At 60.4% G+C, this 25429-nt stretch carries 19 protein-coding genes; 2 read left to right on the forward strand and 17 right to left on the reverse strand.

What is annotated here, in order from left to right; all coding sequences use genetic code 11:
* Position 1: 1 nt before the first annotated feature.
* The 3 genes from Q9290_RS04915 to rcsF form a co-directional block, all read right to left on the reverse strand.
* Positions 2–1231: a nucleotide sugar dehydrogenase gene (locus tag Q9290_RS04915; protein ID WP_306078516.1), complete on the reverse strand. Its 1230-nt coding sequence runs from the start codon at positions 1229–1231 to the stop codon at positions 2–4.
* A gap of 225 nt (positions 1232–1456) precedes the next feature.
* Positions 1457–2161, reverse strand: coding sequence for a tRNA (N6-threonylcarbamoyladenosine(37)-N6)-methyltransferase TrmO (gene tsaA / locus Q9290_RS04920; protein ID WP_306078517.1), 705 nt, complete (start codon positions 2159–2161; stop codon positions 1457–1459).
* 97 nt (positions 2162–2258) lie between these two features.
* Positions 2259–2627, reverse strand: a complete 369-nt coding sequence (gene rcsF, locus Q9290_RS04925; protein WP_306078518.1) for an Rcs stress response system protein RcsF — start codon at positions 2625–2627, stop codon at positions 2259–2261.
* A gap of 210 nt (positions 2628–2837) precedes the next feature.
* Between rcsF and Q9290_RS04930 the strand changes: the two genes are divergently transcribed.
* A complete protein-coding gene (locus Q9290_RS04930) occupies positions 2838–4553 on the forward strand; it encodes a proline--tRNA ligase (protein WP_306078519.1) in 1716 nt (571 codons plus the stop codon).
* A 121-nt stretch (positions 4554–4674) separates the two neighbouring features.
* Positions 4675–5826, forward strand: coding sequence for a patatin-like phospholipase family protein (locus Q9290_RS04935; protein WP_306078520.1), 1152 nt, complete (start codon positions 4675–4677; stop codon positions 5824–5826).
* Between the two features lie 192 nt (positions 5827–6018).
* Here Q9290_RS04935 and tilS read toward each other — a convergent pair whose 3' ends face one another.
* The 14 genes from tilS to Q9290_RS05005 all read right to left on the reverse strand — a co-directional run bounded on the left by tilS (position 6019) and on the right by Q9290_RS05005 (position 25409).
* Positions 6019–7347, reverse strand: a complete 1329-nt coding sequence (gene tilS, locus Q9290_RS04940; protein WP_306078521.1) for a tRNA lysidine(34) synthetase TilS — start codon at positions 7345–7347, stop codon at positions 6019–6021.
* Positions 7344–10232: a ligand-binding sensor domain-containing diguanylate cyclase gene (locus Q9290_RS04945; RefSeq protein WP_306078522.1), complete on the reverse strand. Its 2889-nt coding sequence runs from the start codon at positions 10230–10232 to the stop codon at positions 7344–7346. Before Q9290_RS04945 ends, tilS begins: the two co-directional genes overlap by 4 nt.
* 251 nt (positions 10233–10483) lie before the next feature.
* Entirely contained in the window at positions 10484–11440 is a 957-nt protein-coding gene (gene accA / locus Q9290_RS04950) for an acetyl-CoA carboxylase carboxyl transferase subunit alpha (RefSeq protein WP_306078523.1), read from the reverse strand.
* Positions 11441–11449: 9 nt separating this feature from the next.
* On the reverse strand, positions 11450–14923 hold the full coding sequence (dnaE, locus tag Q9290_RS04955) for a DNA polymerase III subunit alpha (RefSeq protein ID WP_306078524.1): 3474 nt from the start codon (positions 14921–14923) through the stop codon (positions 11450–11452).
* Entirely contained in the window at positions 14920–15513 is a 594-nt protein-coding gene (rnhB, locus tag Q9290_RS04960) for a ribonuclease HII (RefSeq protein ID WP_306078525.1), read from the reverse strand. Before rnhB ends, dnaE begins: the two co-directional genes overlap by 4 nt.
* Positions 15510–16655, reverse strand: coding sequence for a lipid-A-disaccharide synthase (gene lpxB / locus Q9290_RS04965; RefSeq protein WP_306078526.1), 1146 nt, complete (start codon positions 16653–16655; stop codon positions 15510–15512). Before lpxB ends, rnhB begins: the two co-directional genes overlap by 4 nt.
* Positions 16648–17439: an acyl-ACP--UDP-N-acetylglucosamine O-acyltransferase gene (lpxA, locus tag Q9290_RS04970; protein WP_306078527.1), complete on the reverse strand. Its 792-nt coding sequence runs from the start codon at positions 17437–17439 to the stop codon at positions 16648–16650. Before lpxA ends, lpxB begins: the two co-directional genes overlap by 8 nt.
* Before the next feature lie 2 nt (positions 17440–17441).
* Positions 17442–17903 (reverse strand): 3-hydroxyacyl-ACP dehydratase FabZ, encoded by a 462-nt coding sequence (gene fabZ, locus Q9290_RS04975; RefSeq protein ID WP_014293049.1) that lies wholly within the window; start codon positions 17901–17903, stop codon positions 17442–17444.
* A gap of 24 nt (positions 17904–17927) precedes the next feature.
* Positions 17928–18950 carry a UDP-3-O-(3-hydroxymyristoyl)glucosamine N-acyltransferase gene (gene lpxD, locus Q9290_RS04980; RefSeq protein ID WP_306078528.1) on the reverse strand — a complete coding sequence of 341 codons (1023 nt, stop codon included), beginning with the start codon at positions 18948–18950 and terminating at the stop codon, positions 17928–17930.
* 13 nt (positions 18951–18963) lie between these two features.
* Positions 18964–19464, reverse strand: coding sequence for an OmpH/Skp family outer membrane protein (locus Q9290_RS04985; RefSeq protein WP_306078529.1), 501 nt, complete (start codon positions 19462–19464; stop codon positions 18964–18966).
* 111 nt (positions 19465–19575) lie between these two features.
* The gene (bamA, locus tag Q9290_RS04990) at positions 19576–21984 is read right to left on the reverse strand and encodes an outer membrane protein assembly factor BamA (protein WP_306078530.1); all 2409 of its coding nucleotides are present in this window, start codon (positions 21982–21984) and stop codon (positions 19576–19578) included.
* A 29-nt stretch (positions 21985–22013) separates the two neighbouring features.
* Positions 22014–23363 carry a sigma E protease regulator RseP gene (rseP, locus tag Q9290_RS04995; protein ID WP_306078531.1) on the reverse strand — a complete coding sequence of 450 codons (1350 nt, stop codon included), beginning with the start codon at positions 23361–23363 and terminating at the stop codon, positions 22014–22016.
* On the reverse strand, positions 23360–24553 hold the full coding sequence (ispC, locus tag Q9290_RS05000; RefSeq protein WP_306078532.1) for a 1-deoxy-D-xylulose-5-phosphate reductoisomerase: 1194 nt from the start codon (positions 24551–24553) through the stop codon (positions 23360–23362). Before ispC ends, rseP begins: the two co-directional genes overlap by 4 nt.
* Position 24554: 1 nt before the next feature.
* Complete coding sequence (locus tag Q9290_RS05005) at positions 24555–25409, reverse strand: phosphatidate cytidylyltransferase (RefSeq protein ID WP_306078533.1); 855 nt, start codon at positions 25407–25409, stop codon at positions 24555–24557.
* Positions 25410–25429: the final 20 nt, after the last annotated feature.

Below are 25429 nucleotides of genomic sequence, written 5' to 3' on the forward strand. Positions count from 1 at the left end.
TTCAATCACTACCAAACAAATCGCGTGTATACACCTTGTCTGCTACATCATTCAGTGCACCGGAAGGCCGGTTGGCAACGATAACATCGGCTCTTTTCTTGAACTCTTCCAGGTTATTTACCACCTGCGAGTGAAAAAAATCAGGCTCGGTAAGCACCGGCTCATACACAATCACTTCTATGCCCTTGGCTTTTATGCGCTTCATTACGCCCTGAATGGCGGAGGCACGGAAGTTGTCGGAGCCTGCTTTCATTATCAGGCGGTAGATGCCTACTGTTGGTTTGGCGCTGGCCGCAGGAGATTCAGGGGCGAGCCCGGAATGACGGCTTTGTTCAACTGTGCGGTTGAGTTTTTCTATTACCTGGTTGGCAATAAAGTCCTTGCGGGTGGTATTGGCGTCTACTATGGCCTGAATAATGTTGTTGGGCTCTTCCTGGTAGTTGGCCAATAGCTGTTTGGTGTCTTTGGGCAGGCAGTAGCCGCCGTAGCCGAAGCTGGGGTTGTTGTAGTGGTGGCCAATGCGCGGATCAAGCCCTACCCCTTCAATTATCTGGCGGCTGTTCAGGCCGTGGCTTTCGGCGTAGCTGTCCAGCTCGTTGAAGTAAGCTACCCGCATGGCGAGGTAGGTGTTGGAGAACAGCTTTACTGCTTCGGCCTCTGTGCTGTTGGTGTAGAGCACAGGCACATCTTTTTTGATTGCACCCTGCAGCAGCAGGTTGGCAAACACTTTTGCCCGCTCGCTTTGCTCACCAACGATGATGCGGGAAGGGTACAGGTTGTCGTGCAGGGCCTTGCCTTCACGCAGGAATTCCGGCGAGAAGATAATGTTGTTACTGCCGGTTTGCAGTTTGAGCTTTTGGGTGTAACCCACGGGCACGGTAGATTTGATGATCATCACCGCCTTGGGGTTAATGGCCATTACATCGTTTACCACCGCTTCCACGCTTTGGGTGTTGAAGTGGTTGGTTTGCGGATCGTAGTCGGTGGGAGTGGCAATGATCACAAAATCGGCGTTTTGATAGGCGTCGGTTTTGTCGAGGGTGGCGAGAAAGTCGATTTGCCGGTTTTGCAGAAAGTCGCTGATATCGGCATCCTCAATGGGGGTCAGCCGATCATGAAGCAGGGCCACTTTTTCGGGGATGATATCGAGGGCAACCACCTGGTTGTGCTGGGCAAGCAGCAGCGCGTTGGAAAGGCCCACATAGCCGGTACCGGCAATGGCAATTTTCATGATTCTTCTCCGCAAAAGCTCGTCCTGAGGCTGGGAAAGAATGCCCCATGCCGGCGTTTGAGCAGGCTACCGCCGGGGCGGTAGTGGCATATCCCTTGCCCATCGGCCTGCTCTAACGGCGGTATGCTTTAAACATGTTCTAACAAAATCACCATAGCACAATGAGGGTTGTTCCAGAGCAGTGACACTTCTACACCACCTGCATTTTTGCTGCTCGTAAACGGCTCACGTTTCCCGCTCAACCCCGAGTACTCGCGTCAACTGCCCGAGCACTTCGTACCGCACGTTATAGTCATAAAGTCGCACACCGTATTGGCGCCAGTTCTGCTCGGTTTTCTGGTAAGCCGGGCGCGGATCCTGCACCAGCACCTCAGTGATGAATTCTTTCAGATCGGGAATCGTTGAACGGAAGCAGGCCTGCTCGGCCTCCGGCGAGAATATCACTTCCATGCCCAAATCCGGTGGCGCCGGGGCAAAGCCGCCATGGGCATTTGGTACCGAGTCGGCCCAAGGCAGGTAAGGCTTAATGTCCAGAATTGGGGTGCCGTCCACCAGATCCACGCCCCCCAGCTCCAGCCACACCTTGTTGCCGCTTTTGCACATGTCGCGCAATTCTACTACCGACAGGCCTATAGGATTGGGCCGAAAAGTGGAACGGGTAGAAAACACACCCACCCGCTCATTGCCACCCAGGCGGGGCGGCCGCACGGTTGGCTTCCAGCCCTGCTCCATGGTCTGGTGAAACACAAACACTACCCACAAATGACTGAACTCACCAAGGCCTCTGAGGGCACTGGGATCATTATAAGGCGGCAGCATTTCAAGCTGTGCCCGGGCCCGGCTTACCAGCCCCGGCTGCCGCGGCACTGCAAACTTCTCTTTATAGGGCGAGCGAATAATACCAATGGGATCAACGTTGATGGTTGCCATATAAATCCAGTTGTAGGCCCGGATTTATCCGGACATATCAGTATCTGTGAGTACCATTCCCCAATAAACCGGGGCCTGCAATGTAACGTCCAGCGCCTTACTCGCTTACCTTCAACGCCTGTCCGCTGCACAATACCTGTTCAAGGCAGCCGGGCATGTCGGCAAAGCGTATACAGCGATCCAGCAGAATGCCGTTGGCGCCCATGTCGGCAGCACGGCGGCGAATGTCGGAGCGGGCGTTGGCATCTTTTGGCGGCGGCTCGTTTGCTTCCACCTGGCAGGCCTCGCCTTCCACCGTCCCCAGGCTGACGTAGTTCACATCCTTCAGCTCGTCGCGACCGTAAAGCTTTACATTGTTGCCCTTGTAATAATCCTTGATGCCAGCGGGAGACACATTGCTGTCTAACCCCATTTGGGCGCAGCCGGAAAGCGCCAGGGCCATCAGGGCCATACCGAGAACACGCATGACAAATCCTTAATATCAGAGTGAGTTACCTTATTCTGCACCGGGCAAGGCGGAAGATCGAATGAAATTGCAGAGTGTTGCTGCTTCCTGAATACACAGCGCGAGATAAACTCACACCTCCCCCCTCACCAACAACAAGACACTTCTGCCAACCTCCCCCCCCTGCTACAATTCGGGCTTTCACGGATTTCAAGCTACAAGGTTCTGTTCATGCGTACCAGCCAATACCTGCTTTCTACCCTTAAAGAAACCCCGAGCGACGCCGAGGTCATCAGCCACCAGCTGATGCTGCGCGCGGGCATGATCCGCAAGCTGGCCTCGGGCCTGTACACCTGGCTGCCCAGCGGCCTGCGGGTATTGAACAAGGTCGCCGCCATTGTGCGGGAAGAAATGAACCGGGCCGGCGCCATTGAAATGCTGATGCCGGTGGTACAGCCCGCCGATCTGTGGCAGGAAACCGGCCGCTGGGACAAGTTCGGCCCCGAGCTGCTGCGCATTAAAGACCGCCACGATCGCCCCTTTGTGCTGGGCCCCACCCATGAGGAAGTGATCACCAGCATGGTGCGCAACGAGGTGGCCTCTTACAAACAGCTTCCCCTGAACCTGTACCAAATCCAGACCAAGTTCCGTGACGAAGTGCGCCCGCGCTTTGGCGTGATGCGCTCCCGCGAGTTTGTGATGAAGGACGCCTACTCCTTCCACACCACTCAGGAAAGCCTGCAGCAGACCTACGACGCCATGTATGACGCCTACAGCCGGGTGTTTGAGCGCATGGGTCTGGACTTCCGTGCCGTACTGGCCGATACCGGCGCCATTGGCGGCAGTGCCTCTCACGAGTTCCACGTGCTGGCCCAAAGCGGTGAAGACGATATCGCCTTCTCTACCGAGTCCGATTACGCCGCCAACATCGAAATGGCCGAGGCGCTGGCCCCCAAAGCGGCTGCCGATGCTCCCACGCAAGACATGGTGCTGACCGATACCCCCAACACCAAAACTATTGCGGATCTGGTGGAAAAATTCGGTCTGCACATTGAGCAGACCGTGAAAACCCTGCTGGTGAAGGCCGCCGACGACATCGACGCCCCGCTGGTGGCGCTGCTGGTGCGCGGCGATCACGAACTGAACGAAGTAAAGGCCGAGAAGCTGCCCCAGGTGGCCAGCCCGCTGACCTTTGCCACCGAAGAAGAAGTCCGTGCTGCCGTGGGTGCCGGCCCCGGCTCCCTGGGCCCGCTGAACATGCCGGTGCCGGTCATAGTGGACCGTGCCGTAGCGGTAATGAGCGACTTTGGTGCCGGTGCCAACATCGACGACAAGCACTATTTCGGCATTAATTGGGGTCGTGATCTGCCGCTTCCCGAAGTGGCCGATCTGCGCAACGTACGCGAAGGCGATCCCAGCCCCTGTGGCAAGGGCGTGCTGCAGATCAAGCGCGGCATTGAAGTGGGCCACATCTTCCAGCTGGGCAACAACTACTCCGAGAAGATGAACGCCACCGTGCTGAACGAAGGCGGCAAGGCCACCGTGCTGGAAATGGGCTGCTACGGCATTGGCGTGTCACGCATTGTGGCCGCTGCCATCGAGCAGAACCACGATGACCGCGGCATTATCTGGCCCGATGCGCTGGCGCCGTTCCAGGTGACCATTATTCCCATGAACATGCACAAGTCTCACCGGGTGCAGGAAGTGGCCGAGCAGCTTTACGCCGAGCTCACCGCCGCCGGCATTGAGGTGCTGTTTGATGACCGCAAGGAGCGCCCTGGCGTGATGTTCGCCGACATGGAGCTGCTGGGCGTACCTCACAGCATTGTGATTGGCGAGCGCGGCCTCGACAACGGCGTGGTGGAATACAAGCACCGCCGCGGCGGCGACAAGCAGGAAGTGGCCATCAGCGACATCGTGACCAAGGTGCAGGCTCAGCTCGGCTAAAATAACACTGCACACACTATGCAAAAAAGGCCGGCATTGCCGGCCTTTTTTATGCCTGACTGTTTCCCCTTTCTTCCTCCTTAAACAATTACTTATACTGAGTGCAAAAGGGAGGATCATCATGGAACGAGAAGCCAGCAATGCCTGTGCCTTGGTGATGACCGGCGGTGGTGCACGGGCGGCGTATCAGGTGGGGGTGCTCAAGGCCATTGCCGAGTGCTATCCGCGAGGGCATGCCATTCCCTTTCCCATTTTGTGCGGTACCTCGGCCGGTGCCATTAATGCCACGGCACTCGCCTGTTATGCCTCCTGTTTTCACTTGGGGGTTCGCAAGCTGGAATATGTGTGGCGGCACCTTCGTACCCACAAGGTATTGCAACTGCAGCTCGGCAACATTGCCTCTCACTCGGTGAAAAGCCTGGTCAAGGGCATGCTGGGCAAGCCTACTCAAATGGCCATGCCGCTGTTCGACAACAGCCCGCTGGAGCGGCTGCTGGAAACCCTGATCGATTTTCAGCGCATTGATAACAACCTGCTCTACGGCGCGCTGGAAGTACTGGCGGTCACCGCTTCCAACTACAACACCGGCGATTCCACCACTTTTTTTCAGGGCCGCCCCTATCACCAGCCCTGGGCCCGGGCCGGCCGCTCGGGGCGTTCGTCCATTATTGCCACGCCCCACCTGATGGCCAGCAGCGCCCTGCCCTTTGTGTTCAAACCCTGCCGGCTGCAGAACCATTTTTATGGTGACGGCTCCATTCACCAGCTCAACCCCCTGAGCCCAGCCATTCATCTCGGCGCCAGCCGCATACTCATCATCAGCCTGGCTCATGACGAGCAAGAGGCGGGTCAGTTATCCAGCAATCCCAGCAGCTCCGATATTGCCGGCCACCTGCTGGACACCATTTTTACCGATGCCCTTACCTCGGACATTGAGCGGCTGCAGCGTATTAACAGCACCATTCGGCTGGTTCCCGAACGTCGGCGCGAGCAGCTGTCGCTGCGCCATATCGACAATCTGGTGCTCAAGCCCAGCAAAAACCTGGACGAGCTGACGCTGCGCCACTTTAATCGCCTGCCCTGGAATATTCGTACCCTGCTGCGGCTGTTTGGGGTGGAAGCCGGCGATGCTACCGGTCTGGCGAGCTTTTTGCTGTTTGAGCAGGAATATACAAGGGAGCTGATCGATCTGGGTTATACGGATACGAAAGCACGGCTGGAGGAAGTGTGTTTGTTTTTGGGGCTGGATGTGGAGTTGCGAAAGACGGGCTAACGCCCAGCGCCCAGCGCCCAGCGCCCAGCGCCCAGCGGGATCGTGGAGGTTTTAAAGACGATTGCAAGTACTTGGAGCGCGGGCAGCTTGCCCGCAACTTGGCGTGAAGCGATAACCTTGTTTGAGCGCCCTCACGGGCGCTATTGCAGGCTAGCAGCCTGCGCTCCAAAAACGTGCGAAACGCCAACTTCTTTAAGCGCCCCGGGCAACCTGCGTGCCAGGTGCCCACTCCAGCTGCCAGCCGGTCTGGCCGGGTTCAGCGGCGTAGTCGGCGCACACAAACAAACCCACGGCGGCAACCAGCTTGTCTTTGTGCATCAGTAGCGGCACCCGCGGCCGCTGCCAGGGAGGCACGCCGTATTCCTGCCAGAGTTTTTTCAGTGGCCGTGAGCCGCTGCGGCCGACCGGCTGTGCTCGCAGACCGGTTACACCAAAGGCAATATGCAGTTCGTTCAGTGGCAGATCACCGCGAATAACCGCTTCACCCCGATCACGACGCATACGTAACCGGCCCACGCCCAGATCCTCCCATTGCTCGGGCTCAATAAGCGCAAGCGCAACCGGCTGTTCCTTTAATTCAGGCACGTAAAGATGTTGCTGATAACGCCGCAGGGTTTTCCCGCCAATATCAAGCACAGGATCGGCATCCGCCCGGGCCAGCGCCAGCTCGGTCCAGGCCACCTCCAGCTGACTGCGGCTCAAGTGCAGGCCTCGCTTACTCAGCCAGTGGCGCAGGGCATTGTTACGCCGGGCCGGGCCGAGTTGCTCAAGGCCGGCAATGCTGAGGCCGTTGGCGGGGGTTTCAAGCTCCCTTAAATCCTGCTCTGCCAGTGCCTGAGCCAGCTCCAGCTGCTCGGCGCACAATTCGGCACTGCGGCTGGCGGTGCGGGCAAAGGCCGGCCACTGGGCCAGCAGGCGGGGCAGAATGTCATTACGCAGAAAGTTGCGGTCAAAGCGGTTGTCGGCATTGGAAGGGTCTTCCACCCAGCTTAAGCCTTGCTCGGTGGCAAAGCTTTCAAGCTCGTTGCGGGATAGCTGCAACAAGGGCCGCAACTGCACGCCTCGTCCCAGCGGCTTGCTGGCAGGCATCGCGGCCAGCCCTTTGATGCCGGCGCCGCGTTTCAGCGCCAGCAGCAGGGTCTCGGCCTGATCGTCCAGGTGATGACCGGTGAGCAGGGCTGCTCCCGCGGGCAGCTCGGCAGCCAGGGCCGCATAACGGGCATTTCGGGCGGCAGCCTCCGTGCTCACTCGCGGTCCGGTGTCCACTTTGACCCTCAGCACCCGGAAAGGCACGCCCAGGCGTTCGGCCACTTGCCGGCAGTGCGCCGGCCAGGCTTCGGCCACCGCCTGCAGGCCATGGTGCACATGCAGGGCAACCAGTTCACGCTGCTGTTCGGTGGCCAGTCGTGCCGTCAGCGCCAGCAGCACGGTGGAGTCGAGACCGCCGCTGTAGGCCACATACAAGGGGCCTTCGGGCGCATGTGTGTTCAGACAAAGGCGCAGATGCTCATACGGGGTCATGACCACACCTCCACACGGTTGCGGCCATTGTTTTTGGCCCGGTACAGCGCCTGATCCGCCTGCGCCAGCAGCCGGTCTGTACTGCCGGCACCGCCTGCATCGGCCAGCCCCAGTGAAATGGTCAGGCTCAGGCCTTCGGCAATCGGGCTGCAGTCCAGTTCGGCCACCGCCTGGCGAATACGCTCACAAATACGGGTGGCGTCCTTCAGGCTGGTATCGGGAAACAGCAGGGTGAACTCCTCACCGCCCCAGCGGGCGACCTTGTCCTGAGCGCGCACCTGCACTCTCAGCACCCGCGCCACCGCCGTGATGGCCTCGTCTCCCACATTGTGGGACCACTGATCGTTCACGCGCTTGAAGTGATCGATGTCCACCACCGCCAGACAAAGGCCGTTGCCGCCGGGATCAACCTGGCCATAGGCTGTCGCCAGCCAGTCATCAAAGGCCCGCCGGTTGGCCAAGCCGGTTAACTGGTCTTCCCGCGCCTGGCGCTCAAAGGCCTGGGTTTGCTGTTGCAGGGCCTGCGTTTTTTCATCCACCAGTCGCCGAAGGGTGCTGGCATTGCGTTTCAGCATGCGCAGACGCAGCTGAAACAGCGCCCAGATAAGCCAGAGACCGACAACACCAACCAGGCCCCAGAATACAGGACGCTGCCAGAAAAACGGCGCAATACTGAAGCTCAGGCTGGCTTCCCGGTGACTCCAGGAGCTGTAGGGGTAAGAGGCCGCCACCTTAAGCCGGTAATGTCCCGGGGCCAGGTTGGTGTATTCCGCCAGGTTCTGCCCGCCGCGCGCCACCCATTCCTTGTCAAACCCTTCCAGCCGGGTACGGTAACGAATGCGCTCGGGCATCACATAGCCCAGACCGGCAAACTCAATTTGTATGCGATCGCTGCCGGCGGGCAGGGTCAGGGGCTGCGTTGGCATGACGGCCATGCCGTTGACACGAATGTCTTCCAGCACCACCGGCAGGTTATTTGGCACCAGACTGGCCAGCCGGTTTGGCTGCACTCGCGCTACCCCCACGGCGGTGGCAATCCACACACTGCCGTCGGGGGCCAAAGTGGCCGCCGGCCCCGAGCCGCCATTGGCCTGACTGCTGGCTATGCCATCCCCTTCGCCAAACAGTTCAAAGGGAATGGTGTCGAGCTCGCCGTCTGCTGCCCGGTGTGCCTGCTGCAAATCCAGTCTCAGAATGCCCCGGTTGGTGGTCAGCCAGAGCCCGCCTTGCTGATCGGCCACCGGCTGAAACATTTTTTCGATGGGCAAGCCCTGCGGCCGGCCGACCATGGACAGACTGTCATCCCGGTAGCGGTAACGCAGCAGGCCGCGATCGGTGGCAATCCATACCGCATCGCTGCCCGGCTGCTGATAAAAGCCAAAGGCATATTCGGCATTTTCCTGACTGTGCAGATCAAGGGCCCGAATGTGCGCCGGGTTTCCTTGTCGAATAATGGCCGCCCCCACTCCGGTACCTACCCAGATATCACCATTATTGGCCTGATGCAGGGCCATGACAAATTCCCCCGGCAGGCCATCTTGCTTGCCATAGGTGGTCACGCGGCCCTGATGCAGCCGGCTCAAGCCGGAGGCCGTGCCTACCCACAGGCTGCCATCCCGGGCCGGCAGTATGGCGCGCACTTCATCGGCGCTGAGGCCCTGTTTCCGGTCAATAATCACCGGTTCCCGGCCGGGCTTCAGGCCGACAAGGCCATGGGTATAGGTACCCAGCCAGAGGGTATTGCCCTGCCGGGCCAGGCTCAGAATGGATGGCGCCTTGCCGTCGGGCAGCTTGACCGGCAGCGGCCGTACACCGCTGGCATTGATAAGACTCAGGCCATTGCTGGTACCCACCCAGATACGCCCCTTGTCATCGGCCAGCACAGTGCGCACATAGTTGCCCGAGAGCCCCTGCTCCTGGGTAAAGCTGGTAAAGGGCGCATCACGCAGGCGCAACAGGCCGCCATTGGTGCCCACCCAGATATTGTCTTCGGTGTCCTGCAGCAACGACAATACCCGGTTGTCGGGCAGCCCCTGCGCCATGCCCATCCGCTCCAGCCCGTAACTTCCCAGCCGCACCAGCCCCCGGTCGGTGGTGCCAATCCACAGGTCGCCGGCGCTGTCCTGCAGCAGGCTGCTGATGGCCTCACCAGCCAGTTGCGGATGAAGCTGAGCAAAACCGCCGTGCTCGTCGCTGCCATACAGCCCCCGCCCCGAGCCCACCAGCAACTGGCCCTTCCGCGTTTGCAGCAGCGCCAGTACGGGGACGGCGGGGATCTGCTCGCTCACGGTGATCTTCTGGCCGGCCCCGATCACCGCCAGCCCCTGAGACGTACCCGCCCAGATCCGTCCGTCCGTGGTCTGCAATAACCGATACACGGCAAGCCCGGGCAGCCCCTGGGGTGAAGAGAAATGATGCTGTTGGCCCTCGGCATCACGCATATAGATGCCGTCGCCTTCGGTGGCAAACCATAACCGGCCCTGCCGGTCACGCAGCACATGATTGACCATGGCGGGCAGGCTTGCCCGGGGCTGCCACCCTGGATGCTGATAACGGCTGAAGCCACCCCGGGCACCGGCCACCAGCAGGCCGTCACCGTCCAGGGTCAGGCCGCGAATACCGGAGTCGGGCAGGCCGGTTTGCTCTCCGCGCACAAAGGTGTGAAAGCCGCGCCCGTTGTAGCGGGACACCCCTTCCCAGGTGGCAAACCAGAGGTAACCTTCGGGGGTCTGCGCCATGCTGTTGATGCTGTTGTGCGGCAGGCCGTTACGAGTATTCCAGCTGTCCTGGTAGTAATCCTTCAGTGGCGAGTCGGCGGCCGCCACCGGCCAGGCCAGCAACAGGCAACAAAGGCAGGCGGGCAACAGCAAGCGGCAAAGACGCATATAAGACATATCCCTGGCAAATAGTTCCATTTCGAGCCGAAATATAACAGTTTTTAAACAGCGGGCGTGAACCAAGATAAAACGGGGATGATCAAGGAAAAGAAAAAGCGCCCGAAAGAGCGCTTTAGTTTGATGACAAAACCGCTCTGAAGACTCGTCACCCCCGCGCAGGCGGGGGTCCATGACATATTGCACTGGACTCCCGCCTTCGCGGGAGTGACGACAGAGAAAACGAAGGTTTGTCAGCAGTCTTAGCAGTAGCCGTATTTCATCAGGCGCTGGTAGCGCTGCTCAAGCAGGGTGTCGGTGTCGAGCTGCTCCAGATCGGCCAGATCGGCAATCAGCCGTTCCTTCAGGCGCTCGGCGGTGAGCAGCGGGTTGCTGTGGGCGCCACCCATGGGCTCTTCCACCACATTGTCGATCAGCCCCAGCTCGTGAATGCGACCGGCGGTAATGCCCATGGCCTCGGCAGCCACGGAGGCCTTGTCGGCGCTCTTCCACAGAATGGAGGCACAGCCTTCCGGAGAGATCACCGAATAGGTGGAATACTGCAGCATGTTCACGCGGTCACCCACGCCAATGGCCAGGGCGCCGCCGGAGCCACCCTCGCCCACCACGGTGCAGATAATGGGGGTCTTGAGGCCGGACATCACCTTGAGGTTGCGGGCAATGGCTTCACTCTGGCCACGCTCTTCCGCCCCCACGCCCGGATAGGCTCCGGGGGTATCGATAAAGGTGAGAATGGGCATTTTGAAACGCTCGGCCATTTCCATCAGGCGCAGGGCCTTGCGGTAGCCTTCCGGACGGGGCATGCCAAAGTTGCGCTTGATCTTTTCCTTGGTCTCGCGGCCCTTCTGATGGCCAATCACCATCACAGGACGGCCTTCAAAGCGGGCCACACCGCCCACAATGGCCTTGTCGTCGGCATAGGCACGGTCGCCGGCCAGCTCGTCGAACTCGCCAAACATCAGCTCCAGGTAGTCCTGGGTGTAGGGGCGGCGCGGATGGCGGGCCAGCTGGGAGATCTGCCAGGGACCCAGGTTGCCAAAGACCTTTTTGGTCAGCTCGTCACGCTTGGTTTCCAGGCGGCCGATCTCTTCGTCCAGGTCAATATCGAGGCCTTCGCCTTCGCCCACGTGACGAAGTTCTTCAATCTGGGCCTGAAGCTCGGCGATGGGTTGTTCAAAATCCAGAAAATGGTGGCTCATGGCTGCCCTCTAGTCAAAAATCAGTTCGACCTTGTCCGGTCCCAGCAAGCCCCTGAGCGATTCCAGCATCTGGTCGGTGGGGGTTACCCGCCACTCGGTGCCCAGAGTGAGCTCGGCTCTTGCGCCGGGTCGGTTATAGGTCACACGCACAGGACATACGCCCGCCCTTACCGGCGTGAGTATGTCCAGCAATTGAGTAAAAAAGCCCTGATCGATGCGGCTTTTGTCTATGTACAATGCGAGCCCGCGGGCAAACCGCTCCCGGGCATCGCTGATATCCAGTACTTCCCTGGCCGACATTTTAAGGCCACCGGAGAAGTCGTCAAAGCTGACCTGTCCACTGATGACCAGAATTTTATCTTTTTCCAGCAAAGACTCATAGCGTTCCAGTGCATCGGAGAACAGGGTCACGTCGAGCCGGCCGGATTTATCGTCCAGGGTGAGGATGCCCATGCGGTTGCCCCGCTTGGTGGTCATCACTCTGGATGCAATCACCAGCCCCGCCACCGTACTGATGCGGTCGCGGCCGCCGGGCTGTACTTCGTTAAGCCGGCCGCTGGTGTACTGCCGCAACTCTCTGGCGTACTGGTTGATGGGGTGACCGGTGAGGTAGAGCCCCAGGGTATCACGCTCACCGTCCAGCCAGATCTTGTCGGGCCAGGGTGTCACGTCGGCAAAAGCGTGCTCAACGTTATCTTCTTCCACCAGTACGCCGAACATGTCGCCCTGCCCCAGGGCCTCGGCCTTGGCGTGCTGATCGGCGGCCTTCATGGCTTCTTCCAGGGTCGCCATCAGCGATGCCCGGTGCGGGCCCAGCCGGTCCATGGCGCCGGACAGGATCAGCTTTTCCATCACCCGCTTGTTGAGCTTTTTCAGATCCACCCGGTTGCAGAAGTCGAACAGATCCCGGAACGGGCCGCCCTGCTCTCTTGCTTCCAGTATCGACTCAATGGGCGCCTCACCCACCCCCTTGATGGCCCCAATGCCGTAGACGATATGGCCGTCTTCGTTCACGGTAAAACGATAGCGCCCGGTGTTCACATCGGGCGGGATCAGGGTCAGCCCCATGCGCTGGCATTCGTCCACCAGGGTCACCACCTTGTCGGTGTTGTCCATGTCGGCAGTCATAACCGCCGCCATAAACTCGGCCGGATAGTGGGTTTTCAGCCACAGGGTCTGGTAGGAGACCAGCGCATAGGCGGCGGAGTGCGACTTGTTGAAACCGTAACCGGCGAATTTCTCCACCAGGTCAAAGATTTTCATCGCCAGTTCGCCGTCGATGCCGTTGGCCACGGCCCCCGCCTCAAAGCCGGCCCGCTGCTTGGCCATTTCCTCGGGTTTCTTTTTACCCATGGCCCGGCGCAGCAGGTCGGCGCCACCGAGGGAATAGCCCGCCAGCACCTGAGCTATCTGCATTACCTGTTCCTGATACAGAATAATGCCGTAGGTCGGCTCAAGAATGGGCTTGAGGGAGTCGTGCTGCCACTGTTCGTCGGGGTAGGACACCGCCTCGCGGCCGTGCTTGCGGTCGATGAAGTTGTCCACCATGCCCGACTGCAGCGGGCCCGGGCGAAACAGCGCCACCAGAGCGATCATGTCTTCAAAGCAGTCCGGCTGCAGCCGCTTGATCAGATCCTTCATGCCCCGGGATTCGAGCTGGAACACCGCCGTGGTTTCATAGCGCTTGAGCAGCTGGAACGAAGGCTTGTCGTGAATGGGAATAGCGGCAATGTCGACGGGCGGCTTGCCTTCTTTCTCAAGCCTGGGATTGATCATGCCCAGCGCCCAGTCGATGATGGTGAGCGTACGCAGGCCGAGAAAGTCAAACTTCACCAGGCCGGCGGACTCCACGTCGTTCTTGTCGAACTGGGTCACCGGGTGATGCCCTTCGGCATCGCAGTACAGGGGCGCAAAGTCGGTGATTTTGGTGGGGGCGATCACCACGCCACCGGCGTGCTTGCCGGCGTTACGGGTCACCCCTTCTAGAATGCGGGCCATATCGATCAGCGCCCGCACTTCTTCGTCCTGATCGTACAGTTCGGGCAGCTTGGGCTCGACCTCAAAGGCCTTGGCCAGGGTCATGCCGGGATCGGGCGGGATCAGCTTGGATATGCGATCAACAAAGCCGTAGGGATGGCCCAGCACCCGGCCCACGTCGCGCACCACCGCCTTGGCGGCCATGGTGCCGAACGTAATGATCTGGGATACCGCATCGCGACCGTAAAGCTCGGCCACGTGATCGATCACCTCGTCGCGTCTGTCCATGCAGAAGTCGACGTCAAAGTCGGGCATGGACACCCGCTCGGGGTTCAGAAAGCGTTCAAACAGCAGATCAAATTCGAGCGGGTCAAGATCGGTAATTTTCAGCGCATAGGCCACCAAGGAGCCGGCACCGGAGCCCCGGCCCGGGCCCACGGGAATGCCGTTGTCCTTGGACCACTGAATAAACTCCATCACGATCAGGAAGTAACCCGGAAAGCCCATCTGGTTGATCACCTGAAGCTCTATTCTCAGGCGGTCGTCATATTCCCCGCGCTTGTCGGCGCGCACCTGCGGATCCGGGAACAGAAATTCCAGCCGCTCTTCCAGCCCTTCTTCCGAGCGCTTGACCAGAAAGTCTTCAATGCTCATGTCACCGGTGGGAAAGTCCGGCAAAAAGTATTCGCCCAGGCGCACCGTCACGTTGCAACGCTTGGCGATCTCCACGCTGTTTTCCAGCGCTTCGGGAATGTCGGCAAACAGCTCGGCCATTTCTTCCGGGCTTTTCAGGTATTGCTCGGGGCTGTAGCGTTTGGGCCGGCGCTTGTCGTCCAGGGTGTAGCCGTCGTGAATGGCCACTCGAATTTCGTGGGCATCGAAGTCGTCTTTATTAAGGAATACCACTTCGTTGGTGGCCACCACCGGCAGCCGGTGTGCCGCCGCCAGCTCCACCGCCATGTGCAGATAGGTTTCTTCGTCGGGCCGGCCGGTGCGCAGCAGCTCCAGATAATAGCGATCAGGGAAATGCTGCCGGTAAAACGCCAGACAGCGCTCGGTCAGGGCCTGATTACCCTTCAGCAGGTAAGTGCCCACATCACCTTCCCGGCCGCCGGAGAGCAGGATCAGTCCTTCGCTGTGCTCGGCCAGCCAGTCTTTGTCGATCACCGGTCTGTGCTGAATATGTCCCCGCAGGTAGGCTTTGGAGATCAGCAGGGTAATATTCTGGTAGCCGGTGTTGTCCATGGCCAGCAGCGTAAGCCGGAACAACTGCTCGCCCATTTCCTCGCTTTGTACCCAGAAGTCGGCGCCCACCAGGGGTTTGAGCCCTTTTTTATGGGCATCGCCGTAAAAGCGCACCAGGCCGCACAGGTTCATCTCGTCGGTCAGGGCCAGGGCCGGATAGCCCTGCTCCTGCACTCGTCCGGTGATGGGACCAATTTTGGCCAGCCCGTCCACCATGGAAAAGTCGGAGTGAATACGCAGATGAATAAAACTCGGGGTCATGCGCCCTCCAGCGCCCGGGCCACGGGTTTAAAGCTTTTGCGGTGCTCGGGCAGGGCGCCGTGCTCGGCCAGTGCCGCCAGGTGCTCCTTGGTGGGGTAACCCTTGTGACGGGCAAAGCCGTATTGCGGATGCAGGGCATCGAGCGCCAGCATCTCGTTGTCCCGCTCCACCTTGGCCAGAATGGAGGCGGCGCTGATCTCCGCCACTCGGCTGTCGCCCTTTACCACCGCTTCGGCGGGCATGGGCAAGGCCGGGCAGCGGTTGCCGTCGATAAACACAAAGCCGGGCTGCACCGCCAGCCCCGCCACCGCCCGGGTCATGGCGAGCATGGTGGCCTGCAGAATATTCAGCTGATCGATTTCGGCAGCGCTGCAGCGGCCAATGGCCCAGGCCAGCGCATGCTCGCGAATGAGCGGCGCCAGCTTTTCGCGCTTTTTCTCGCTGATGGTCTTGGAGTCGGCGAGACCCGGAATGGGGTGATTAGGATCAAGAATAACGGCGGCGGTGACCACATCGCCGACCAGGGGCCCCCGCCCCACTTCGTCGACCCCGGCCACCAGCACACCGCTGGGGTAAATAATGTCGGTCATGATTTTCGTGCCAGCTCCAGCACCGCCAGGGCGGCCTGTTCGTCGGCATTACAGCGAATACGTTTGTGCAGATGGGCAAAGCTTTGCACCAGCTCGCTGGTGTCGTTATCGAGCAGCTTGCCAATTTCGTCGACGATATGGCTGGGCGTGCATTCGTGCTGAATCAGCTCGGCCACCAGGGTCTGATCCGCCAGCAGGTTGGGCAGCGACACATGCTCGGTTTTCACCAGGCGCTGGGCCAGCCAGTAGCTGAAGTCCTTGAGCTTGTAGCCCACCACCATGGGCTTTTTGGCCAGCATGGCCTCCAGGGTAGCGGTGCCCGACGCCAGCAAAATAACATCGGCGGCGGTCATCACCTCGCGGCCACGGCCTTCGATCAGGGTAACCTCAAGCCCGGGCGCGACCCGCTTTTTGATATCGAGAAATTCCTGCCGGCGCTTTTCGTTGACCAGAGGCACCACAAACTGCAGCTCCGGGTGGCGCACCTTGAGCTGCTTGCAGGCTTCAAGATATACGGGCGTGAGCAGAGTCACTTCGGCATGGCGGCTGCCCGGCAGCAGGGCCAGATAGCGGCCGTCGGGATCCAGGCCCAGGCGTTCGCGGGCACCCTGTGTGTCGGGCACCAGCGGCATTTGGTCGGCCAGGGTGTGGCCAATAAAGCGGCAGGGCGCGTCAAAGCGATCGTAAAAGGCTTTTTCAAAGGGCAGGAAGGCCAGCACCATGTCGGTGGCGGCCTTGATCTTGTGAATGCGGTTCTGCCGCCAGGCCCATACCGAGGGGCTGACATAATGCACGGTGGCAATGCCCGCCTGTTTGAGCCTGTGCTCCACGCCGATGTTGAAGTCGGGCGCATCGATACCGATAAACACATCGGGCGGATTATCGGTGAAGTGCTGAATGATGCGCTTGCGAATATTCAGAATGCGCGGCAGCCGGCCCAGCACTTCCACTATGCCCATTACCGCCAGCTCGTCCATTTCAAACAGCGCACGGCAACCCTCGGCCTGCATTTGCGGGCCGGCGATGCCTTCAAAAATGGCGTCGGGGTGACGACGGCGCAGCTCACGGATCAGCCCGGCGCCGAGGGTGTCGCCGGAGACTTCACCGGCGACAATACCAATGCGAAGCGGGACGTCAGGCACGGATAATCCCGCGCTCGTTGGCCTTGAGGAAATCGACCATAACGGCGACTTCCGGCTGTTTTTCACCCAGGCTTTCAAGGACAGGCATCACCTCTTCCACGGTTTTGCCGCTGCGGAACAGCTCCCGGTAGGCCTGCTTGATGGCGGAAATGGCTTCCTTGCTGAAACCCCGGCGGCGCAGGCCTTCGGAGTTGATGCCAAAGGGCTTGGCGTAGTGGCCGGCGGCCATGACATAAGGCGGCACGTCTTTATTGAGCGCGGCACAGCCGGCGATAAAGGCGTGGCTGCCCACCCGGCCAAACTGGTGAATGGCGGCGTGACCACCAAAAATGACATGGTCACCAATGTGCACATGCCCGGCCAGAGTGGCGTTGTTGGCAAAAATGCAGTCGCTGCCAATGCGGCAGTCGTGGGCCACGTGCACGTTCACCATAAACAGGTTGCGGCTGCCCACTGTGGTGAGGCTTTCATCCTGGGAGGTCCCCCGGTGAAAGGTGCAGGATTCACGAATGATGTTGTCGTCGCCGATTTCCAGCACGGTGCGTTCGCCGGCGTATTTCTTGTCCTGGCAGTCTTCACCAATGGAGGCAAACTGAAAAATGCGATTACGCTTGCCGATGCGGGTCGGGCCCTTGATCACCACATGGGAGGCGATTTGACAGTCGTCACCGATTTCAACGTCAGGACCGATCAGGGTCCAGGGGCCAATCTCCACGCCCTTGCCGATTTTGGCGTCGGGATGGACGATGGCGGTTTCATGGATCACAGCACCTTGTTCACTCACACTTAACCCTCGCGTTTGGCGCACATCAGTTCGGCGGTACATACCACTTCGCCGTCGACGCTGGCAACACCGGTAAATTTGGCGATGCCACGGCGCTCTTTCAGATAAACCACGTCCAGTACCAGCTGGTCTCCCGGCACCACGGGGCGCTTGAAGCGGGCGTTATCGATGGACGCGAAGTAATACAGCTCGTTGGGCTTGGGCTTGCCCACCATCTTGAATGCCAGAATGCCGGTGGCCTGAGCCATGGCTTCCAGGATCAGCACACCAGGGAACACCGGCTTGTTGGGAAAGTGACCGGTGAACATGGGCTCGTTGAACGATACGTTCTTGATGCCGCGCAGGGTTTTGCGCTCGGGGCTTATCTCGTAGTGAGCCACCTTGTCGACCATCAGGAAAGGATAGCGGTGCGGCAACAGTTCCAGGATTTCCTGGATGTCCAACTGATTCAGTTCGTTACTCAAAATTTAACCCTACCAAAAATGTGCTTAGTCGTTGTTGTTCAGTTTTTTTTCAAGCTGGCTCAGCCGCTTGTGCATATCGTCGATGCGCATGACACGCGCCGCCGTTTTACGCCATTCCTTGTTCGGTTGCAGCGGAATACCGGAGGAATAAATGCCGGGCTCGGTAATGGGCCGCATCACCATGCTCATGCCGGTAATGGTGACGCCGTCACAGATTTCCATGTGGCCGTTGAACACGGCAGCGCCGCCAATAATACAATATTTACCGACCTTGAGACTACCGGCCATGACGGTCCCCCCGGCCATGGCAGTGCCGTAGCCGATCTCCACGTTGTGGGCGATCTGGCACTGGTTGTCGATAATGACGTTGTCGGCGATGCGGGTATCCTCCAGCGCACCTCTGTCTATGGTAGTACAGGCGCCGATTTCAACCCGGTTGCCGATGACCACGCCACCGAGCTGGGGGATCTTGACCCACTCGCCCTTGTTGTTGGCATAGCCGAAACCGTCAGCACCGATCACCGTGCCCGACTGCACCAGGCAGTCGCTGCCCAAGGTCACGCCGTGATAAATGGTGACATTGGCCCAGAGTTTGGTGCGCGCACCCAGGCGCGTGTTTTTGCCCACAAAACAACCCGGGCCGACGATCACGTCGCTTTCAAGCACCACACCGGACTCGATCACCGCATTGGCGCCAATGGCCACACCTTCACCCAAGGTGGCATCGTCCGCCACCACGGCGCTGGGATGAATGTCCTGCGCCGGGACCGGCGTGGTATCCAGGGCCTGAGCCGCCAGGGCAAAGCCGAGGTAGGGGTCGCTCATCACCAGGCAGGCCAGCGGACAGGCCGCGCGATCCGACTCCCTGACAATAACGGCAGACGCCTGCGTATCTTTAAGAAGGTGGCGATACTTGTCGTCGGTCAGAAAGGCGACGTCGCCGGGACCGGCCTTGTCGAGGGTGTTGACCTTGTGAATGGGCTGCGCCGGGTCTCCGTGCAGCTCGGCTCCCAGTGCCTGGGCCAGTTGTTGCAGTGTGATGCTCATGGGCTTGCTCTTGTTACTTGCTGACGCGGCTGATCACCTGTTGGGTGATGTCGAGAGAAGGTGACACATAGATCACGGCTCCCCGCTCGATCACCAGATCCAGCCCTTGCGCCTTGGTGATTTCATCTATCGCGCCCTTGATGCGCGACAGCATTTTCTGACGTTCTTCCTGCTCGCGACGGGCCCGGTCCTGCTCCAGTGACCGTGCCTTCTGCACGAAGCTGGCCTGCATGTCGTTCAGCTTTTTCTGGGCCTCGGCCTTTTGCTGGTCGTTCATGAAGGCCATGTCTTTTTGCTGTTTTTCCACAAAGCTGCGGCCCTGCTCTTCCAGCTTCTGCACTTCCTTCACGCGGGAAGCAAATTCGTTTTTCAGCTTGTTACGTACCACGTCACGCTGAGGCATTTTCTGAAATACCTCGGCGGTGTCCACCACGGCAATCTTGCCCTGGGCCTGAGCAAAGGTGGCGGTCAGCACCAGCGCCAGGGCGCCGGCCAGTTTAATCAGTTTGTTCATTAAAATTCTCCTTAATGTTGGAGCGCGGGCAGCTTGCCCGCACATTGTCGCGCAGCGACAACCTTTTGAGCGCCCTGCGGGCGCTATTGCAGGCTGGCAGCCTGCGCTCCATTAAAACGTACGGCCGATGTTGAAGTTAAACACTTCGGTCTTGTCCCCTTCCACCTCGGTCACCGGCGTGGCCAGGGAGAACACCAGCGGGCCGAGCGGCGACAGCCACTGCATGCTGACCCCGGCAGCGGCACGATACTCCCCCGGATCGCCGAAGTCATAACAGCCGCTCACGCAACCGGCGAAATCGGACGCATCGTACTCGGTGTCCCATACCGTGCCGACATCCATAAACAGGCTGGTGCGCAGGGAACGCTGCAGATCCTCGCCGGCAAAGGGCGTGGGCACAATCAGCTCCACCGAGCCCGCCAGCAGGGCGTTACCGCCGATGGCGCTACCATCGGTGGTGAGGTCACCATTGTCTTCCCGGAACACGGCACGCGGCCCCACCGAGCTGCTCTTGAAGCCCCGCAGCGTACTGAAGCCACCGGCGTAGTAGTTTTCAAAGAAGGGCAAGCGGCTGGTGTTGCCGTAGCCATCGGCGTAGGCGGCGCGGAACTTACCGTGCAGCACCCAGTTGTGCTTGCGATCCAGCGGAAAATAATGGCCGTCATCAAAGCTGAATTTGTAGTACTGCAGATCCGAGCCCGGTACCGTGGCCTTGAGGCCCACGCTCTGGCGGCTGCCGGCGGTGGGGAACACGCCCCGGTTCAGGGTGTTGCGGGTCCAGCCGGCGGTGATGTCAAAGTCATCGAAACTGACTTTTTCGTTTTTATCCGCGCCGTTGTCGGTCCAGAAGTCCTGCAGTTGCAGCGAGGCCCGGTCCGGCTGGCTCAGGGTGTTGTGTTCATAGCCCAGGCTGAAGTTCAGCCGGTTGTTTTCATCAATGGGGAAGCCGGTCAGGGCACGCACACCATAGGTGGTGCTTTCATAGTCAACAGAGCCCAGATCGTCATCAGACTCGAATGACCTGTAGTAAACACGTCCGCCCAGGCTGACCCCGTCCACGGTGAAGTAGGGATCGGTAAAATCGAGCGACACGTTCTTCGAGTAGTCGTTCATCTGGGAGTTGATGCCCACCCGGTTACCGGTGCCGAGGAAGTTGTCCTGCTCCACACCTGCCTGAATGCTGAAGCCCGAATCGGTACCAAAGCCCACGCCGAAGTTGATGGAGCCGGCGGGCTGCTCCTTGACCTTGACATCCAGATCCACCAGGTCATCCTGCCCCGGCAGGCGCTGAGTGTTGACTTCGACGTTTTCAAAGTAGCCCAGACGGTTCAGACGGGTACGGGACTGCTCCACGCTTTCGCTCGACAGCCAGGTGCCTTCCATCTGGCGCATTTCCCGGCGCAGCACTTCGTCCTTGGTGATCTCGTTGCCGCTGAAGTTGATGCGGCGCACATAGACCCGGTTGCCCGGCTCGATGTTGACCACCAGCTCCACCTTGTTGGTGGCTTCGTCGATCTGCGGAAAGGTGTTGATACGCGGATAGGCATAGCCGAAGCGGCCGAGGAAGCGCGACAGCAGCTCTTCCATGTGGGCCACGTCGGCGGCGGAGTAGAGATCGCCGCGCTGAACGGGCACCAGCTCGTTCAGCTCGCGTTGTCTGTCGATCAGGTTGCCGCGCAGGCTGACGCCGGAGACGGTGTATTGCTCGCCTTCCGTCACGTTCAGAGTGATGTAGACCCCTTCCTTGTCGGGGGACATGGACACCTGAGTGGAGGTGACGTCGGCTTTCAGGTAGCCCCGGTCGCGATAGAAGGAGCGCAGGGTTTCAATGTCGCCGGCCAGTTTCTGCTTCTGGTAGCGCTGGTCGCCCATGATATTCCACCAGGGCACGTCATCGGACAGCTCCAGCTGATCCAGCAGTTGTTCTTCGCTGAAGGCCTGGTTGCCGACAATGTTGATCTGCTTGATCTCGGCGGCTTCGCCTTCCACGAATTCAAACTTGAGATCGACCCGGTTGCGGGGCAGCGGTGTCAACACCGCCTTGACGTCGGCGGAATACTTGCCCACGCCATAGTAGAAGTCTTCCAGGCCCTGCTCCAGCTCGCTCAGGGTGGTGCGGTCCAGGGGCTCGCCCACCCGCACGCCGGCTCCTTCGAGACTTTCGCGCAGCTGCTCTTCCTTGATTTCCTTGTTGCCGCTGAAGCTGATGCCGGCAATGGTGGGCCGCTCGGTGACCTGCACCACCAGGGTGTCGCCGTCGCGCAGCAATTGTACCTGCTCAAAGTTGCCCGAGGCATACAGGCTGCGAATGGCCTCGGCCAGGCGGGACTGATCCACTTCTTCCCCCACCCGCACCGGCAGGCTCAGCAGTGCCGCGCCCAGGGTTACCCGTTGCAGGCCGTTCACCTGTATGTCTTCTACCACAAAGGGGGTCATGCCGCTCTGTGCCTGGGCCAGCATGCTGGCCCCCAGCAGGCAGGAAGCGGCGAGCGTGTTCTTGAGTGCCCTTGTTTTTGCCATAGCCTGACTTGATCCTTGTGTCTTGTCGCTCAAAGGCGACCAATGTCGTTAAACAGCGCCAGCCCCATCAGCAATATCAGCAGGGCCGCCCCTATTCTGTATCCCAGCTCCTGAATGCGCTCCGGCACCGGCCGGCCGGTAATGGCTTCCACCGTGTAAAACAGCAGGTGCCCGCCATCGAGCACCGGCAACGGCAACAGGTTGATGATGCCCAGGTTGACGCTGACCAGTGCCATAAAACTCAGAAAATACACCAGCCCGAACCCGGCACTGGCCCCGGCGCCCTTGGCGATGGAAATGGGACCGCTCAGGTTGTCGAGGGAGACGATTCCGGTCAGTAACTTGCCGATCATCTGAAAGGTCAGCACCGTAAGCTCCCAGGTGCGCTCTGCCCCTTCCCACAACGCCCGCAGCGGGCCGTAAGTCAGCTCAAAGCGATAACGGTCGTCCACCGGGGTCACCGATGGTGCCAGCCCCACATAGCCAATGGCCCTGTCATCGGTCTCAAGCAGCGCCGGTGTGAGCATCAGGTCGAGGCTCTGACCCTCACGACGCACCACAAGTTCCATCGGCTGCTCGGGAGACGACTGCACCAGGGTCACAAACTGCGCCCAGTCGTTCAGGATTTGACCATTGGCGCTCACCAGGGTGTCTTCAGGCCGCAGGCCGGCCTCGGCGCCGGCACCGCCCCGAATCACCTCTTCCAGGGTCAGGGTGGGGATGGGGCCTTCAGGCACCAGCCCCAGCGCCGTGATGGGCGACTCGCTGTCGGGATCAAACTGCCAACGCGCCAGGGGCACCGTCAGTTGCTGTTGCTGGCCACGCTCGGTTTGTACCACCAGGGTGGTTTGCTCGGCACCGATGTTGCCAATAAGGGAAAAGTTCACGTCTTCCCAGGTCAGAATGTCGTTGCCGTCGATGGCGGTGATCTGCATGCCCGGCTGCACACCGGCAACGGCGGCGGGAGACTCGGCGGCCACGTCGCGGACCACCGGCTTGACCGACGGCACGCCAATCAGAAACATCAGCCAGAAGGCAAACACCGCAAACAAAAAGTTGGCCATGGGCCCGGCCACCACAATGGCCATGCGCGCCCATACCGATTTGTTGTCAAAGGCCTGTTCCGCCAGCTCCGGCGGCACCTCGTCGACCCGGCCATCCAGCATTTTGACGTAGCCCCCCAGGGGGATCATGGCCACCACGTATTCGGTGCCGTCGCGGCCGGTTTTGCGCCAGATGGGCTTGCCAAAGCCGATGGAAAAGCGTTCGACCCGCACGCCGTTACGGCGGGCCACCCAGAAGTGGCCGTATTCGTGTACCGCCACCAGTATGCCAAGGGCGATGATAAAAGCGCCCAGATTCCACAGTATTTCGGTCATGCGCGTGTCCCGATCAGTTGCCCGGCCAGCCGGCGCGCTTCGGCGTCGAGGGCCAGTATGTCTTCCAGCGCCTGCGCCCGGTTCACTCCCAGGCGGTCCATGACCTTTCGGTTAATGTCGGCAATGGCCATAAAGCCGAGCCGGCCTTCCAGAAAGGCCGCCACCGCCACCTCGTTGGCCGCGTTCAGCGCCGTGGTGGCGCCCTGGCCGGCGGCGCAGGCGTCCATGGCCAGCTGCAGGCACGGATAGCGGGCCATGTCGGGTGCCATAAAGCTCAGCTCACCCAGGCGAGTGAAGTCCAGCGGTGCCACGCCGGACTCGATACGCTCGGGCCAGGCCAGAGTATGGGCGATAGGAGTCATCATATCCGGCTGGCCAAGCTGGGCCAAGACGGAACCGTCCGAGTACTGCACCATAGAATGGATCACCGACTGAGGGTGCACCAGCACCTCAATTTGTGCCGGGGCGGCGTTGAACAACCAGCGCGCTTCTATGTATTCCAGCCCCTTGTTCATCATGGTGGCGGAATCGACGGAGATTTTGGGGCCCATGGACCAGTTGGGATGATTCACCGCCTGAGCCGGGGTGACCGCGGCCAGCTCGCCGACCGGGGTATAACGAAAGGGGCCACCGGAGCCGGTGAGCAGAATTTTACCGATGCCGGCGGCGGCGAGATCGGCGCGACCGGGTGAACGCTGCAACGGCTCGGGCAGGCACTGAAAAATGGCATTGTGCTCGCTGTCCACGGGCAGCAACAGGGCATTGCTGTGATGCACGGCGTCAATAAACAGCTCGCCGCTCATTACCAGGGCTTCCTTGTTGGCCAGCAATACCCGCTTGCCGGCCTTCACCGCCGCCAGGGTGGGCAGCAGGCCGGCGGCGCCGACGATGGCGGCCATTACGGCATCCACCTCGGGTTCGGCGGCCACCGTGCACAGGGCCTCGCTGCCTTGCAGCACCTCGGTTGAGCTGCCGGCGTCACGCAGCAGGCGGCGCAACTCGGCCGCCGCCGTGGCGTCGGCCATGACCGCATAGCGCGGTGTAAATTCCAGGCAGTCATCGAGCATGCGCGCCACCTGGCGACTGGCGGTCAGGGCAAATACCGAGAAGCGCTCAGGGTGGCGGCGTACCACCCCCAGCGTACTTTGGCCGATGGAGCCGGTTGCACCCAGTATGGTCAGCTGTTGCATCTCAGCCCTGCCCCGCCAGTTGGTATACCACAATAAAAATGGGCAGGGCCGCGGTCAGACTGTCGACCCTGTCCATGATGCCGCCGTGACCGGGCAGTATGTTGCCCGAGTCCTTGAGTCCGGCTTCACGCTTAAACATGCTTTCCACCAGATCGCCCAGCACCGAGGCCAACACCGCGACGGCCGAGGCCAGCAACACCGCATTGCGTTGTGCTCCAGGCAGCTCCACCGCCTGAGTCACCACCAGGGCCAGTACGCAGGCAGCAATCACACCGCCGATCATGCCTTCCAGGGTCTTGCCCGGGCTGACGCTGGGGCACAGCTTGTGCTTGCCAAAGGTCTTGCCGGCGAAGTAGGCGCCGGTGTCGGCGGCCCACACCAGGGCCATGACGAACAACAGCAGCCAAGCACCGTAGTGGGCATCCTGCTCGTACTGATAGCTGCGCAGCACCAGCATCGACCAGAAGAACGGCACCAGGCTGAGCAGGGCAAAGGCCGCCTTGAGCCAGGGCCGGTGCTGCCACAAGGCACGGCTGGCCGGGTAGCGCAGCACCAGGGGCAGCGCACACAGCCACCACAGGGCGCCGGCGCCCAGCACAACACCGATAAGACCGTGCAGGCCATCGGCCCAGATTTGCTCAATGGGCACGCTGGCCATCAGGGCTACCAGCACCATGGCCAGAAAGACCATGACCACGTTGGATTTTTGGGTATCGATAAAACGCCCCCACTCCCGGCCGGCCAGCAGGTAAACGGCGGTGGCAAAGAGGGCAAAAAACGGCAGGGGCAGCAAAAAAATGGCCCCCAGCACCACAGGGATCAGGCACAGGGCCGTAATAATACGAAGCTTCAGCAAGAAATGTCCTCTTTCTCGGG

The organism is Oceanimonas aquatica (genome assembly GCF_030732065.1).
GTDB lineage: Bacteria > Pseudomonadota > Gammaproteobacteria > Enterobacterales > Aeromonadaceae > Oceanimonas.